The organism is Nocardia sp. NPDC060220, assembly GCF_042727815.1.
In the GTDB taxonomy this organism is placed as follows: Bacteria; Actinomycetota; Actinomycetes; order Mycobacteriales; family Mycobacteriaceae; genus Nocardia.
In genome coordinates this window covers 1-14762 of the sequence record NZ_JBHWZY010000061.1, presented here as the reverse complement: position 1 = coordinate 14762, position 14762 = coordinate 1, and the positions used below count along the sequence as shown (strand labels likewise).

Below are 14762 nucleotides of genomic sequence, written 5' to 3'. Positions count from 1 at the left end.
GCGTGCTGACTCAGCGCCGAACGGATCAGCACGAGGTCGCACAGGATCGGATTGTTCAAGAACGCGCGGCGCATGGTGCGCGCGTGGCGCGACAGTCGTTGCAGGACGACCGAGCCCTGCACATGCAGGTTGACCGCTGAGTAGACGGTGAAGGCCTCGTCGACCGAGAGTCCGGCCTTCACCAGGCTCGCGACCGTGCGCTCCACCTGCTCGGCGCCCAACCTCGCCGCGTGCTGACTCAGCGCCGAACGGATCAGCACGAGGTCGCACAGGATCGGATTGTTCAAGAACGCGCGGCGCATGGTGCGCGCGTGGCGCGACAGCGACTCGCGCCAGTCGTGCGCGTCGACGGCAGGGTAGGGCGCCGCGTAGATGAACTGGCGCAGCGCGCGATCGGTCATGGCGTTGAGCAGGTCGTCCTTCTTGCGGAAATACCAGTAGATGCTTGTGACGCCGACATCGAGATGTTTGCCGAGTAGCGGCATGCTGAGCCCGTCGACCGAGACCTGTTCGGCGAGTTCGAATGCGCCGTCGATGATGTCCGCGGGATTGAGCGATCCTCGTTCGCGTCGGCGACGCGGCTGCCCGAGTTTTCGACCGGTCATAGCGCGACTTGCTGATCGGCGGCGGCGTACACCGGTTCACGCTTTTCGGCGAAGGCGGCGAAGGCCTCGATCACGTCGGCCCCGGTGAGGTTGACGCCCGCGGCCTTCGCCTCGGCGTCCAGCGCCTCGGACAACGTTCGATCGGATCCGGCATTGAGCAGATTCTTGGTCTGCCGCAACGCAACGGGCGGACCCGCCGCCAGTTTGCCCGCTATCTCGTCGACGAACTCATCGATCGTCTCGGCAGGCCGCAGCCAGGTGACGAGTCCGAGCCCCTCGGCATGCTCGCCGGTGATCATCTCGGTCAGCAGGGTCAGGCGCTTGGCCTGTTGCAAACCGACGAGCCGGGGAAGCAACCACGAGCCACCGCAATCCACCGACAGCGCACGGCGGGCGAAGATCTGACAGAACCGTGCCTGCGGGGTCGCGACAACGAGATCGCAGGCCAGCGCGAGGTTCCATCCCGCGCCGACCGCAACGCCACGCACCTTGGCCACTGTCGGCACCCGCAGCTCGTGCAGCAACTGCACGGTCTCGTTGATGGTGCGCAATTCGCGAGCCGGATCCGGAAACTCGTCCATTCCCTCGGTGGCGGCGAGATCGGCTCCCGCGGAGAACGATTCGCCCGCACCGGTGAGCACAACGGCCCGCACCGTGGGGTCGCTCGTGATGTCACGCAGTGCCGCCCGCAGCGCGTGCCACAGCGGGGTGCTGATCGCGTTCTTGCGACGTGGGCGGTTGAGCGTCAGCGTGCGCACGCCGCCGGCGTTGCCGATGAGCAGTACGGGCTCGTCTGTCACAGGGTCATCCTTTCGTCGCCGTCACTGCGGACGGGGCGGGAGTGGTAGTGCCGATCGCACCGCGATCACGGAGTTCCGCGATGTCCGAAGGTGTGAATCCTGCTGCTGCCAAGACTGTCTCGGTGTGCTCGCCGAGACCGGGTACCGCACCCATCGGCGGGGCGAAGCCCGCGATGACCGGAGGCGGCAACAGGGCGGTCACCGAACCCGCGGGAGTGCTGATCTCTTGCCATCGGTCGCGCGCCGCGAGATGCGGGTGCGCGATGACCTCGCGCGGCGTTCTGAAACGAGAGTTCCCGATGCCTGCCGCATCGGCCCGAGCTTGGACGGTGGCTGCGTCATGGCGCGCACACCACTGGGCGATCTCGTTGTCCAGTTCGGTCCGGAGTCGGACCCGGTCGAGGTTGCCCGCGTAGCGCTGGTCGTCGGCGAGGTCGGGCCGATCGAGCAGATCCCGGGCGAGGCGCTGCCATTCACGGTCGTTGGTGGTGCCGAGAACCACGGTCTCGCCGTCCGAGGTTCGGTAGGCGCCGTACGGTGCGACAGCGGGGGAACTCATCCCGAGCGGTTGCTGATCGACACCGGTATGGCGGGTGTAGGTGAGCTGGTAGCCCATCAATTCGGCGGCGGTATCGAACAAGCTCACCGATGCGTGGGTGAACGGGGCAGGCTCGGCGGTGCCGCCGGTGCGCGCACCGGGTGATCGTCTGGCGCAGATCATCGCCAGGATCGTCAGCGCGGCATACAGACCCGAGCTCACATCCGCGATGGGCGGGCCCGGCTTGGCCGGTGCCCCTGGCGAGCCGGTGACGGCGCAGACTCCGGACTCTGCCTGGATCAACAGGTCGTAGGCGCGTTTGTGTGACAGCGGTCCCCCCGCGCCGTATCCGTCGATCTCCATCACCACCAGGTCCGGGTGTCGCTGCCTGAGTTCGACCGGTGAGATACCCAGTGCCGCAGTCGCCCCCGGTGCCAGGTTGGCGACGAAGACATCCGCCGTGTCGAGCAGTCGGTGCAGGACCGTCATCCCGTCCGGATTCTTGAGGTCGAGGGTGATCGACTCCTTGCCGCGGTTGGCCCAGACGAAGTGCGCGGCGAGCCCGTGGACCACGTCGTCGTAATGTCGCGCGAAATCGCCGCCGCGGGGGTTCTCGATCTTGATCACCCGGGCACCCAGATCGGCCAGTGTGCGCGTGCACATCGGTGCCGACACCGCTTGTTCGAGCGTGACGACCGTGATCCCGGCAAGCGGACCTTCCGACTCGTCCTGAACAGGGATGTGCACAGCTCACCTCATCGCTCGTCACCACGCCACTCTGGCGCACCATTGTACTGTAAGCTATACAGTAAGAAGGACCGAGTTGGCCACTGTTGCGCTCGACGTGGTTCGTCGGCCAGTGGCACGCTGTCGTGCGCAAACGACGTGCGCGGTGATCTGGACAAAGGAATTCGCGTAATGAAGTACGTTCTCGAGTATCCCGCCGAGCTGCCGACGGCATCCGACGCATTCTTGGACCCCGCGGTCATTCGTGACGTGGTGAGCCAGGCCGAGGAGTCCGGTTTTGCCGCGGTGGCGCTCAGTGAACACCCGGCGCCGTCGTTGAAGTGGCGGCACAACGGGGGTCACAACACTCTCGACCCGATCGCGGCACTGAGCTATATGGCGGGGTTCACCACGCGTATTCGATTGCTCACAAATCTGTATGTACTGCCGTTCCGTAACCCCTACCTCGCCGCGAAAGCGCTGGGCAGTCTGGACATCGTCTCGGGTGGTCGCCTGATCGCCGGCGTCGGAGCCGGATACCTGCGGGCCGAGTTCGCTGCTGTCGGCGTCGATCATGACCGGCGCGGCGAGCTGCTGGACGAAGCGCTGGATGCGCTGCGGCGCATTTGGGCCGACCCTGAAACGCCGGTCGCGGGAGTGGGTTTCGGTGCGCCGGGGCCGCTGTGGTTGCAGTCTCCGGCGCAGCGCCCGCACCCGCCGCTGTGGATCGGCGGTAACGGCAGGGCCGCTCGGCGCCGCGTCGTCCGGCACGGCAGCGGATGGATGCCGATCATCGCCGATGCCGGCATGGCCGCTGCTATGCGAACGACCGCTATCGAGAGCGCCGAGGCGTTCGGTGCCGCGGTGGCCGAGCTGCGCCATGGTCTGGCGGCAGCGGGCCGAGAGGCCGACGCGGTCGACATCCAGGTCGTATGTCCACACCTGGACCTCGGCGATACCGATACGGTCCTGGCGGCGTCGGGCTATCTGGACGACCTCGAAAAGCGTGGTGCCACCTGGGCTGTTGTGCACGTCGACGGTTCGAGCCCGGCGGCCGCTACGCAGTTCGTGAAGAGATTCGGGGCCGAGGTCATCGCAGGGCGAAGCGGCATACTGTAATGTATACAGTAACTATATCGGTATTCGGATTCTGCCGCGGCGACAACCAGCGCGCCGGTGCGGAATCGTGTATCTCACTGCGAATCGATGGTGGAGACTCTCATGACCTCAAGGGTGCCTACGGAATACGAAGACCTGCTTCAGCGACCGATCGTCGGTGTTCTCGGAACCGTGACCCCGCAGGGTTCGCCTGACCTGTCGCCCATGCGCTTCACCTGGGACGGTGCGCACCTGCGGATGAGCCATACGATCCCGCGACGCAAGTTCACCAGCTTGCAGGCGAACCCGAACTACTCGTTTCTCATCACCGACCCCGATGTGCCGACCAGGTCGCTGGAGACACAGGGATGGCTGGTCACGGTCTTGGGAGACGATGAGGGGGTCTTCTATCGTGAGCTGAGCGAGTTGTACGGTGACGTCGACGCCGGGCCGCCCGATGATGTCTACGATCGCGTCGTGCTGATTCTCGACGTAACCAGGTTTACCGTGAAGTGACTGCTCGCCGATAGTCCTACCCGAACCGTGCAACATCCCGAATACGCAATGCGGCTCCCCGTCACCGACGGGGAGCCGCATATTTCGCGCTATCGGTTGGGTGACTCCTGGGCGACATTCGAGCCGATCAGATCGAGAGCGTTGTCGCGCATCACTTTCCGGGTGTCCTCATACGAGAATTCCGGAAACTGCGGAATGTCCGCGGTGAAGGTCGTCGGATCGGCGAGCCCCTCGCCGTGTGGCCAATCGGAGCCGAACAAGACCTTGTCCACGCCGATCGTCGCGGCGAGCAGTTTGACGTCGTCTTCGTAGTAGGGCGCGATCCAGACATTGTTCTTCAGCTGCTCCACCGGATCCTCGGTGAAGTGGTGAGGAGCAGTGTTCGCGGCCTTCTTCAAGCGCTTGATCAACCGGTAGACGAAGTACGAGCCGTTCTCGATGCTCACCACTCTGAGCTTCGGGTGGCGGGTGAACACCTGGTGCACGATCATCGAGGCGATCGTGTCGTGGATCGCGCGATCGTCGAGCAGGATCTGATCGAGCGGATCCTTCTTGCCGAATCCCTCGAACGTCGCCGTGCCGCCCCACAGCGCGTTGATGGCGAGATATCCGCTGTCGGACAGGTGGAAGCCGACTGGTACGCCGGCTTCGGCCAGGCGGGCCCACACCGGGTCGTGCAGAGGGTCACCGAGGGATCGCGGGCGTGTCACACCGGGTACCGGTGCCGGGCGCACGAGCACCATCTTGGCGCCGCGGCTCAGCGCGAACTCGACCTCCTCGACCGCCGCCGCCGGATCGGCGAGGGAGATGATCGGCGCCGAGATGATGCGGTGGTCGGGACGGCCGAATCCCCAGTCCTCGTCGAGCCACAGGTTGAAAGCGTGGACCGAGGCGATCGTCGCGGGAATGTCGTGCTTGAGCGCTTCCTCTACCCCGCAGGCGAAGGTCGGCAGCATGAAGACAGTTTCGAGGTTCTGCCGATCCAGGACCGTCACGCGAGCGTCGCGGTTCTGGTACTCGGGGTGCTCGGACAGGCGGTCTACCTTCATCAACGAGGCCGGAGAGACGCCCTCGGGAATCTCACCGCGAAACAGCAGATCGAGGCACCCGGGCTCGATGATCGGGTCGAACGTCGGGTTGGGGACGAATTGGTTGACCTTTCCGCCCATTATCGCCAGCGTGCGCTTTCCATCGTTGACCATCTGCACCCCGCGCTGCTTGAACTCTTTGGGCAGATGGCGGGTGAACGCGTCCAGTGGTTCGTAGTAGTGGTTGTCGACATCGACCGCCAGATAGTCCAGCTTCGTCATTCTTCGTCCTTTCGCAACCGGTGGTCTCGCCGGGCGCTCCGTTGTCGAAACCGGGCGATCGGCATCCGGCACGGACCGCGCCGTGAAGACCTCCAGGGAGACCATCGTCGGCACTAACGTTTGACTTACTGTACCTCTTTCAGTAGCGCCTCGCGCAAGTCCGGCTTCGTAGCGGTTCGCGGTCGACGCGTGTCAGTCGGCAGCGCTGATCAATGCGAGTGTCCCCAGGTCGCGAATCGCCCGGCAGCTGCGCTCCAGCATGACGAGGAAGACCTCTTCGCCGCGCGCTGTCGGTGTCGCGAAGGCGGCGCCGAGGGCGATGATCAGCGGAGCCTGCACCATTCCGAATCGATAATCCTGCCAGCATGTTTCGCGGGTATATCCGGTGACGCCGTACTCGAGCAGTCTCCGGTGGTACACGTCGACGAGGCTGTTCTCGCACGCCGATCGCGCGTCGGGGTCCAGACCGGTCGCGGTGAAGTAGGCGAGATCGCGCGCGGGCAACCCGACGCCGAGCGTTTGCCAGTCGACCACGCTGACGTGGCTCGTCGCGGTATCGAACATGAGGTTGTCGAGTCGATAGTCTCCGTGCAGCAACGCGAATCGGCCGGTGTCGGAGCCGGCCTGCAGCCAGGGTGTCACCAGACCCAGGGCCTCGGAGAAGGTTTCACGGTCGCGATGATCCATGCGCGCGCCGAGCTTGTCGAGCGTGATGTCGGCGGCCATCCGCGCCACTTCGCCGAGGCCGCCTGCCGCTGCGGTGTCACCCGGTTTGGGCATCGCTACGGCGAGGTCCAGCCAGCGTGGATCGCGCCAACTCGGCCCGTGTAGACCGGCCAGCGCGGACACGGCCTGGTACGCCGCATCGGTCCCGCAGCCCGCGATCTGGTCGCCGGGGACGGCGGGGGACAGGTCGGCGAGGAGCAGGGCGAATTCGGTCCCGTCCTCGGTGATGTCGCTGTAGAAGCAGCGTGGCGTCGGCACGCTCGTCTGCGTAGCGGCTTGTCTGTAGAAGGTGATCTCGCTGAGATAGCCGAGCGTGACGCCCGCCCGCACGCCGTCGTCGTCGGCGGGCAGTTTGATGACGAAGGTCGACGGGAATTCGTGCTCGCTGTGTGCATAGCGTGGCGTGATTCGGAACGTCGCCCCGGTCTGGCCGGTGCCGATCGGGCAGATCTCGACACCCTCGACGACGTCTGCCTCCGGTCCGAGCACCGCCTGCAGCCAGTGGCTGGTGATGTCGGCGGCGCGGCGCGGAATCGGTACGGTCGCACTCATTTCGAGGCCCTCACTGTGTCGCTGTCTCGGTACGCGGCGACGACAGGCGCGAGTTCTTCGGGAGTCGCGCCGTGCAGGATCACGCGGTCGGCGCCGTTACCGAATTCCTCGCGTATTCGGTCGGCGCATTGCCTCGGCGTGCCGGTGGCCGCCGATGCCAGCCACTCCGAGGGCAGTATCGCCGCGATGTGCTCGATCTGGTCGGCGGTCGCGACCCCGTCGATCGGACCGGCGATCGAGGTGACGACCCGGTCTTCGCGGAACCGCCGCAGCGCGCCCGGATCCCAGCCGTTCGTGCGCACCATCAGGTCCCCGTATCCCTGCAGATATGTCGCCAGCCGGGCCACGGTCTTCTTCAAGCGAAGCTCTTCTGGCAGATGGTCGCCCACGGTTGCCAGGCATGACCAGACCCGCACCGAATCGGGATCGCGATCGGCCTTCTCGGCAGCGAGCTCGACCGTCCGCACGCACCGTCGCAGAGTCTCCGGTGAGAAGTAGGTGTGCAGGATGACATCGTCGAAGACCCGTCCGCCGAGCGCCAAGGTGTTCGGACCGAACGCGACCAGTGCGAGTGGAATGTCCTCATCGAAGCTCTGGTCGAGAAAGAGTACGGGGTAGGCGCCCAGTGGGCCGTCGTGGCCGATGATCGCCTCTCCCCGCCACAGCCGTCGCATGACGTGGGCCCAATCCTCCATCTGAGCGGTGGTCACCGCTGGGATGCCGAACGCGGAGTACATTGCCGCGACGCCCCGCCCGATACCGAGAGTGAACCGGCCCCCGGAGAGCCTGTGCATGGTCGTGGCCCACGACGCGGTGACCAAAGGGTGGCGCGTGTTGTGGTTGGTCGCGGCAGTGGCCACCCTGGTTCGCTCTGTCACCGCGCAGGCCGCGCCGGTGAGCGACGCGGCCTCTTTGACGTTCCAGCGTTCGGAGATGAACGCTGTGCCGAGCCCGAGTTCCTCACCCCTGCGCGCATCTTCGATCAGGCGTGCCGGACCGCCCCCGCCCGAGCCCGCCAACAGGTAGTAACCCAACTCTTCGAGTGAGCGCTGGTCCACGGTCATGGTGTACCTCGATCTGGAATCGCGAAGGAGACGGCGCAATCCTCAGGTCCGGAGTGGTCGTGGCCTCGGCGCAGCTCGGCTGGGAACTGGTCGACGCTCACACGTGCAGCGCGGTGAGGACTGGGGGAGCCTCTCGAAGAGGCTACCAATGGGGCAACGGTAATGCTATCGGTTCAGTGAACGGTAGTAGGCCGGAATCACTGATCGATCTGTCCGTGGCGACGCGCAGCGGGTGAGGCTGACCAGCACCGCTCCCTACGTGTTCGCGAATTCCCTGTAGAGATCGGGCAGGAATTGGGCCAGGTGGTGCATCTCCTGCCCGCAGTGCAGCAGGAGATCGCGGGCGAGATCGGTGCCGAGGACGAGATCCGCTGCATCGACCGAGGCGCCCCTGCTGATGGCTTGTGCGGCTCGGACGAGGTCGGGGCTGTGGAGCCGGTAGTGGTTGAGATAGAAGCGGCTGCGCATTTCGCATCCGCCGGGAACGGGCCGAACCTGATGCGCGAGCCACCCCAGATCGACAGGCGCCACGCTGCTGCCTACCCGTCCGAAAATCACTGTGTGTCCAGCGGGTACATCGAATCCGTGGTCCTGTGGATCGAGAAAAGCGATAGCCAGCTGTTGTAGTTTCGGGCCGACGTACTCATCGACATAGGAGATATTGCCGACGTACTTCGCGCGATCCGGCACCGCGTGGCCGGTCTTGTCCACGCTGATTCCGGCATAGAGGTGTGCGTCAGGATGCCACAGCTTGTATCTCGCCGATTCCGCCGAATGCCAGCCGAACCACCAATCCCACATCGCCGCAGAGACATTCGGCATATCGGTGCGTACTGCCGCCCACACCATCCCGCTCGCGGTCTGTCCGTATCCGGTCTCGACCGGAGAGTAGCCATGGGCGGCGAGATCGTGCGAAAGTGCCGAAAAATCCGGAATGGTATTCGGCGGCACCGGCGGACCGTCGTAGGTGGTGAGCACTGATGCCGGTGCGGGTGCGGTTCGTGCGGCCATGAACCGCGCATAGGGCTTCGCCCGATCGTCGGCGGAGTACCCCTGGTATCGGACGCCGGGGTCTTCTTCGGCATGTGACACGGCCGAGGCCCCCGCGCCCGAGAACGCTCCACCGACCAGCAGGGCTCCCATGGACAGAGTCTGCCGTCGAGTCCACCGCCTGTGTCTCCACATGTGTCGACGCTATCGAAAGCCGCCCGGCGCGGACCGCGGAACGGCGTGAGCAGGCCGCGTTCTGTGGGAACTAACAGACCGGCTCGCACACCAATAGGTCCCGTCGACATTCATCGAGGCGCGACGCGTGCACTGAGTGGCAGTGTCACCGGAGTTCAGCCGTCGACGGTGTTGGGCGCCAAACCGGCCACGAACGGGGTATCTCCGTCGTATTTCCCGAATTTGGCGGCGCCACCGGGGGAACCGATCGTGTCGAAGAAGTCCACGTTCGTCTGCGTGTAGCCCGTCCACTGGTCGGGGACGTCGTCCTCGAAGAAGATCGCCTCGACCGGGCAGACCGGTTCGCAGGCACCGCAGTCGACGCATTCGTCGGGCTGGATGTAGAGCATCCGGTCGCCCTCGTAGATGCAGTCCACCGGGCATTCCTCGATGCAGGCTCTGTCTTTGATGTCGACGCAGGGTTCGGCGATCACGTAGGTCATGCGGTCGGGATTTCTTCGAGTGCTTCGAGCCGGGCCGGGACGTGTTTGTGCCATGGGGTGCCTGCGAAGGCGTCTTTGAGTTCGAGGCCGGTCAGTTCGTTGGGGGAGACCCCGGCACTGGTCGTTGTTCCGTCGCCGGTGGGGTAGTCGAGGCCGAAACCGTTGGGCAGGGCGATGTTTCCTGCCCGCATCATGTCGCTGACCTCGACGATCACGGTGGCGGATCCATTCGCGGTGACCAGTCGTGCCGGGGCGCCGTCGGTCAGCCGCAAGGCGGTGGCATCCTCGGCGCTGATCCGGAGGTGGCCGTCGCGGTCACGGCGACGCCAGTCGGGGTTGCGGAAGATCGTGTTGGCGGTGAACGAGCGCCGCTCACCGGCGGCCAGGACCAGCGGGAACTCCGGGGTCGTCCACGCCGTGCGCGCGGTGGGCAGCCGGCGGACCTGGTCGAGCAGATTGTCGATGTCGATGGTGAAGCGGCGGTCCTTGCGCTTGACGTAGTGCCAGACGTCATCCCAGGTGTCGTCGGTGAAGACCACGCCGGTCGGGGATTCGATGATCGCGTCGAACAGCCGGTTGCCCGGCGTCAGGCCGGTGCCGGTGAAGCCCGCTCGGGCAACGGCTTTCGGGTTCGACATCGCACATATCTGACTGATGCCCCACAGCACCGCGGCGCCCCTCATCTGTGGCGCCATCGTGGTGCCGAGCGTTTCGTACAACAAGTACGGAGCGATCTTTCCGAGGGCGGGATCAGCGGCGACGGTGGCCAGGAAGGTCGCGCCGAAGGTGTCACGGCCGGTCTGCGCGGCGCGTCGGAGCCGGGCGACGGTGTCGGTGTCGAGGACCCGCATGCGTCGAAGTACCCGCGCGTAGATCTCGGGTTCGGGCAGCGTGCCGTCGAGCGGCTCCATGAGCGGTTTGCGGAGGTGAACGACATTGCGCGGGAATTCGAAGTTGAAGAACGTCGCTTCGGGCTTCTCGTACTGGCTGGCGGCGGGCAGCACATAGTCGGCCTCACGCGCGGTTTCGGTGAACGCCACATCGATCACGACCGACAAGTCCAGTGTGCGCATCGCGGCCCGGAAGCGGGGCGAATCGGCGAGGGAATGCGCCGGGTTGGACGAGTCGATCCACATCGCGCGGAAGCGATTCGGGTGGTCGGTGAGGATCTCGTCGGCTATCGAATTGCAGGGGATCAGGCCGCCGATGATCTTGGCGCCGGTGACCGGTGAGGTCCGGCCGCCGCCGCCACTACCGCCGCTGGCGAGCATCCCGCCCGCCAGGGGAACCATCGCGCCGAGCAGGGCCGAGGCCCCGGCCTCCACCCGCGCGCGCAGCGGAGTCACCCGGGCGAGGGCGGGCAACGTCGCGCTGATCGCCGTGGCCGCCGCGGTGACGGTCCGCGCCGTCAACCGCTTCTGCGCGCGGGCCAGTGCGCTCGGCTTCTTGCGCGGTGATCCGGACCCGGAACCGCCGGTCAGCATCGCGAAGGAGGAGTGCAGGTACATGGTGCCGGGTCTGCCGAAGTTGCCGGTGACGATCCACAGGAGTTTGTTCAGGTAGGACACCAGGGTGCTGTTGGGCGCCTGCTGGATGCCGAGGTCCTCGTAGACGCACACGCTCGACGCGGCCGCGATCCGGCGCGCTGCCCCCCTGATCTCGCCCTCGCCGACGCCGCAGATCGTCGCGAAATCCGTGATGTCGCAGGCCTGGAACGCCGCCTGGACCTCGTCGTAGCCGGTGGTGTGCGCGGCGATGAAGTCGGCGTCGACCAGGTCTTCCTGCACGATCACCGCGACCAGTGCGGCCATCAGCCAGGCGTCGCGCCCCGGCAACACCCGCAAGTGGTGCTCGGCCATCGCCGCGGTTTCACTGACGCGCGGATCGATCACGATCATCGAACGGGTCGGGTCGGCGGCTACCTGCTTGAGTACCGGTCTGGCCCGCGGAAAGCTGTGTGATTGCCAGGGGTTCTTGCCGACGAACACCAGTACTTCGGCGTGTTCGAAATCGCCTTTGGTGTGACCGCCGTACAGGCGGCCGTCGACCCAGATCTCCCCGGTCTTCTCCTGTGCCAGCGCATTGGAGTGATAGATCGAGCCCAGTGCCCCGCGCAGCCCGGCCGCGTTGGCGGCCCCGAGGTGGTTACCTTGGCCGCCACCGCCGTAGAAGAAGATCTTGTCCCCGCCGTGTTCGTCGGTGATGGCGGAGAGTTTCGCGGCGATCTCATCGATCGCTGTGTTCCAGTCGATCTCCTGGTAGGTGCCGTCGGGCCGGCGTTTCAGTGGGGTGGTGAGGCGGTGGGCGCCGTTCTGGTACAGGTCCAGGCGCATCGCCTTCTCGCAGGTGTAGCCCTCCGATGCCGGATGCGCCTTGTCGCCGCGGATCTTCGCCAAGCGGCGACCCGCCACCTCGACGGTGATCCCGCAGTTGCACTCGCACAGCACACACGCGGTCGCCTTCGGTTCGGCCATGTCACACCCCTTCGACGAAAATATGCTAGGCAACATAGCATAATGTTATGCCAAGTAGCATAGTATTGCTGAGTTGACCCGAATCCCGTAAGGAGCGCGACGACATGGGAGCCCGCACCGACACCCGGCAGAAGATGCTCTACAGCGCTGTCGAGCTCCTTCGCGAACGTGGCTCGGCCGGGGTGACCATCGACGCCGTGCTGGCGCGCAGTGAGGCACCGCGCGGATCGGTCTACCACCACTTCCGCGGTGGACGCGCCCAGATCATGACCGAGTCGCTCGCGCTGGCCGGTGACGCCATCGGCACCATCATCGACAAGGCGGTGGAGCAGGGATCGGTCGCGGCGTTGCGGCGATTCGGGCAGTTCTGGAACACCCTGCTCGCGCAGTCCGACTTCGAGGCAGGCTGCCCCGTCGTCTCGGTAGCAGTCGGCAGCTCGCCCGATGACCGGCACCTGCAACCGGCGGTCGCGGGCATCATCCAACGGTGGCAAGCCGCCCTCGTCACCGCGCTCGAAGCCGACGGTGTCGAATCCGAGCGCGCCGTTCGGCTGGCCACCATGGCGATCGCCGCCATCGAAGGCGCGGTGATCCTGTGCCGGGTCAATCGATCCACGACGGCGCTCGACGATGTCATAGAAGAACTCGAGGGGCTGCTCACCTCGGTGGTCGCCGGCTGAGGTGCCTCGGTGCCCGGCGTCGCGATGGTCGCTCGTGTTCCGGGCTCCGCAGTGAGCCGGTGCTCTGGGGTCGTGGGAGCGAATTCCTATTGCTGCATCTAGTGCAGCTACAGCGTGTGTAGAATTTTCCTCTGCGCTGTCGCTGGACTCACTCGGCGCGGAGAGGGTGGTACGCGATCGTGGCCGAACGGCAGGGCAGGGCAGCATATGCCCCGCGAATGGCTCCTGAGCAGCGCCGGGAGCAACTGTTGGACGCGGTTTTGCGGGTCATTGTCGGGCAGGGCGTGCACAAGGTGTCCATCGACACTGTCGCGAAGGAGGCCGGTGTGAGTCGCCCGGTCGTCTACGGCCATTTCGACGACTCCGACCAGCTGCTGCTGGCCTGCCTCGACCGGGAGGAGGCCGCGGCGGTAGTGCAGATGGCCACCGTAGTCCCGATGATGACGACCGATCCGATCCAGGCAATGGCGGACAGCCTCGAGCATTTCCTCGACGCGGTGCAGGCCGCGCCCGATAGATGGCGGGCGGCGTTCCAGCTCGCCGACTCCAGCACTCCCGCCTTCCGCCGCCGTCTCGAACGCGGACGCCGAGCGTTCACCGAGGCGCTGACCGCGTATGTGCGCGCGGCGGCGCCGTCCGGACAGCTTGTCTCGGTCGATGTCGAACTCACTGCCCGTCTCGTGTACGCGCTGTTCTGGGAAGCGGGCCGACTCGTTCTGGCGGAACCCGATGCGTTCCCGCCGCAGCGTATTCGTGACTACGCCGCACAGCTCATTCCCGCTCTGCCTGCGTTTCATACCTCTGCCTGATCGAGCCGGGTCGACACCATCGCGGCCGTCGATGTTTCGCCGCCTTCTCTAGGCGCTGCTGTTTACCGGCCGAAGATCAGCGTTATCGAGCGGCGACCTCGGCATGCCTTGCCGTCGTGTTCATCGACTTCCCGGTGTACGCCCCGCGTGAGGCCCGAAAACCGACTCGTGCTTGACAGGGCACCGCCAGGTATCAAATACTACACTCAATGTAGCTACAAAGACTGTAGCTTTTGATGGGAGGTCGCCATGACGCGCCGGTACTGCATCATCGGAGCGGGATACACCGGTCTGGCCGTGGCCAAGGCCTATACCGACCTCGGTCTCGACTACGACCACATCGAGGCGACCGCCGCGATCGGTGGCAACTGGTCGCACGGGGTGTACGACTCCACCCACCTGATCAGCGCCAAAGCGGTCACCGAGTACCCCGACTATCCGATGCCGGATGACTATCCGGATTTCCCCAGTGCCGGGCAGATGCGCGACTATCTGCATTCCTTCGCTGCCGCATTCGGGCTCGATCGGCGCATCGAGTTCGACTCTCAGGTCACCGACGTCGCGCCGCTCGATGACACCGGTACGGCGGGCTGGCGAGTCGAATTCGCGAGCGGTGAGGCACGCGAGTACACCGGCGTCGTCGTCGCCAACGGGCACTACTGGGACACCAACATTCCGACGTATCCCGGCGAATTCACCGGCAAGCAGATCCACTCCAAGAACTACAAGCGCCCCGCCGACCTCGACGGCACGCGGGTCCTGGTCGTCGGCGCCGGTAACTCCGGATGCGATCTGGCGGTGGAAGCCGCACTGAATTTCGGTACGTCGGAGATCTCTCTTCGCCGCAGCTACTGGTTCATCCCGAAATATGTGCTCGGCGTGCCGAGCAGCAAGTTCGACATCGGCTCGGTTCCGGTGCCGAAACTGCTGCAGGAGGCCGTCTTCCGGTCGATCGTCGCAGTGGGGATGGGTAGCTTTCACCAGTTCGGGCTGGAGAAGCCGAAGCACCGCATCTTCGACCAGGATCTGGTGGTCAACCAGCAACTGCCGTATTTCCTCAAGCACGGCCGGATCGCGGTCCGTCCCGAGATCGCGCGCTTGGACGGGCACACAGTGCATTTCGTCGACGGCACCAGCGGGGAGTACGACACCATCGTCTGGGCCACCGGTTTCAGGACAACCTTTCCGTTCCTGCGC

The 14762-nt window shown here is 65.5% G+C and carries 14 protein-coding genes; 5 read left to right on the top strand and 9 right to left on the bottom strand.

Annotated features, from left to right (window positions below):
- The 3 genes from ACFWF3_RS05180 to ACFWF3_RS05170 form a co-directional block, all read right to left on the bottom strand.
- Nucleotides 1-605: TetR/AcrR family transcriptional regulator (locus ACFWF3_RS05180; RefSeq protein WP_379312523.1), on the bottom strand; the 605-nt coding region annotated here is incomplete at its 3' end.
- Entirely contained in the window at nucleotides 602-1405 is an 804-nt protein-coding gene (locus ACFWF3_RS05175; RefSeq protein WP_379312522.1) for an enoyl-CoA hydratase/isomerase family protein, read from the bottom strand. The genes ACFWF3_RS05180 and ACFWF3_RS05175, both read right to left, overlap by 4 nt.
- Before the next feature lie 4 nt (nucleotides 1406-1409).
- Nucleotides 1410-2606, bottom strand: coding sequence for a CaiB/BaiF CoA transferase family protein (locus ACFWF3_RS05170; RefSeq protein ID WP_379312524.1), 1197 nt, complete (start codon nucleotides 2604-2606; stop codon nucleotides 1410-1412).
- Between the two features lie 255 nt (nucleotides 2607-2861).
- Here ACFWF3_RS05170 and ACFWF3_RS05165 point away from each other — a divergent pair, with 255 nt between their 5' ends.
- Both ACFWF3_RS05165 and ACFWF3_RS05160 read left to right on the top strand, forming a co-directional pair.
- On the top strand, nucleotides 2862-3788 hold the full coding sequence (locus ACFWF3_RS05165; RefSeq protein ID WP_379312521.1) for a TIGR03619 family F420-dependent LLM class oxidoreductase: 927 nt from the start codon (nucleotides 2862-2864) through the stop codon (nucleotides 3786-3788).
- An 87-nt stretch (nucleotides 3789-3875) separates the two neighbouring features.
- Nucleotides 3876-4283, top strand: a complete 408-nt coding sequence (locus tag ACFWF3_RS05160; RefSeq protein ID WP_379312520.1) for a pyridoxamine 5'-phosphate oxidase family protein — start codon at nucleotides 3876-3878, stop codon at nucleotides 4281-4283.
- Between the two features lie 89 nt (nucleotides 4284-4372).
- Here ACFWF3_RS05160 and ACFWF3_RS05155 read toward each other — a convergent pair whose 3' ends face one another.
- From ACFWF3_RS05155 to ACFWF3_RS05130, 6 genes are all read right to left on the bottom strand, one after another.
- Complete coding sequence (locus ACFWF3_RS05155; RefSeq protein ID WP_379312519.1) at nucleotides 4373-5593, bottom strand: amidohydrolase family protein; 1221 nt, start codon at nucleotides 5591-5593, stop codon at nucleotides 4373-4375.
- 192 nt (nucleotides 5594-5785) lie between these two features.
- Entirely contained in the window at nucleotides 5786-6871 is a 1086-nt protein-coding gene (locus ACFWF3_RS05150; protein ID WP_379312518.1) for a phosphotransferase family protein, read from the bottom strand.
- Nucleotides 6868-7935, bottom strand: a complete 1068-nt coding sequence (locus ACFWF3_RS05145) for a TIGR03857 family LLM class F420-dependent oxidoreductase (protein ID WP_379312517.1) — start codon at nucleotides 7933-7935, stop codon at nucleotides 6868-6870. The genes ACFWF3_RS05150 and ACFWF3_RS05145 overlap by 4 nt, the downstream gene beginning before the upstream one ends.
- A gap of 255 nt (nucleotides 7936-8190) precedes the next feature.
- On the bottom strand, nucleotides 8191-8913 hold the full coding sequence (locus ACFWF3_RS05140) for a DAPG hydrolase family protein (RefSeq protein WP_379312516.1): 723 nt from the start codon (nucleotides 8911-8913) through the stop codon (nucleotides 8191-8193).
- A 362-nt stretch (nucleotides 8914-9275) separates the two neighbouring features.
- Nucleotides 9276-9602, bottom strand: a complete 327-nt coding sequence (fdxA, locus tag ACFWF3_RS05135; RefSeq protein WP_379312515.1) for a ferredoxin — start codon at nucleotides 9600-9602, stop codon at nucleotides 9276-9278.
- Nucleotides 9599-12076, bottom strand: a complete 2478-nt coding sequence (locus ACFWF3_RS05130; RefSeq protein ID WP_379312514.1) for a molybdopterin-dependent oxidoreductase — start codon at nucleotides 12074-12076, stop codon at nucleotides 9599-9601. Before ACFWF3_RS05130 ends, fdxA begins: the two co-directional genes overlap by 4 nt.
- Nucleotides 12077-12180: 104 nt before the next feature.
- Between ACFWF3_RS05130 and ACFWF3_RS05125 the strand changes: the two genes are divergently transcribed.
- From ACFWF3_RS05125 to ACFWF3_RS05115, 3 genes are all read left to right on the top strand, one after another.
- Nucleotides 12181-12756 (top strand): TetR/AcrR family transcriptional regulator, encoded by a 576-nt coding sequence (locus ACFWF3_RS05125; RefSeq protein ID WP_379312513.1) that lies wholly within the window; start codon nucleotides 12181-12183, stop codon nucleotides 12754-12756.
- A gap of 218 nt (nucleotides 12757-12974) precedes the next feature.
- Nucleotides 12975-13565 carry a TetR/AcrR family transcriptional regulator gene (locus tag ACFWF3_RS05120; protein ID WP_379312512.1) on the top strand — a complete coding sequence of 197 codons (591 nt, stop codon included), beginning with the start codon at nucleotides 12975-12977 and terminating at the stop codon, nucleotides 13563-13565.
- A 249-nt stretch (nucleotides 13566-13814) separates the two neighbouring features.
- A partial coding sequence (locus ACFWF3_RS05115) for a flavin-containing monooxygenase (RefSeq protein ID WP_379312510.1) occupies nucleotides 13815-14762 on the top strand: 948 nt, incomplete at its 3' end.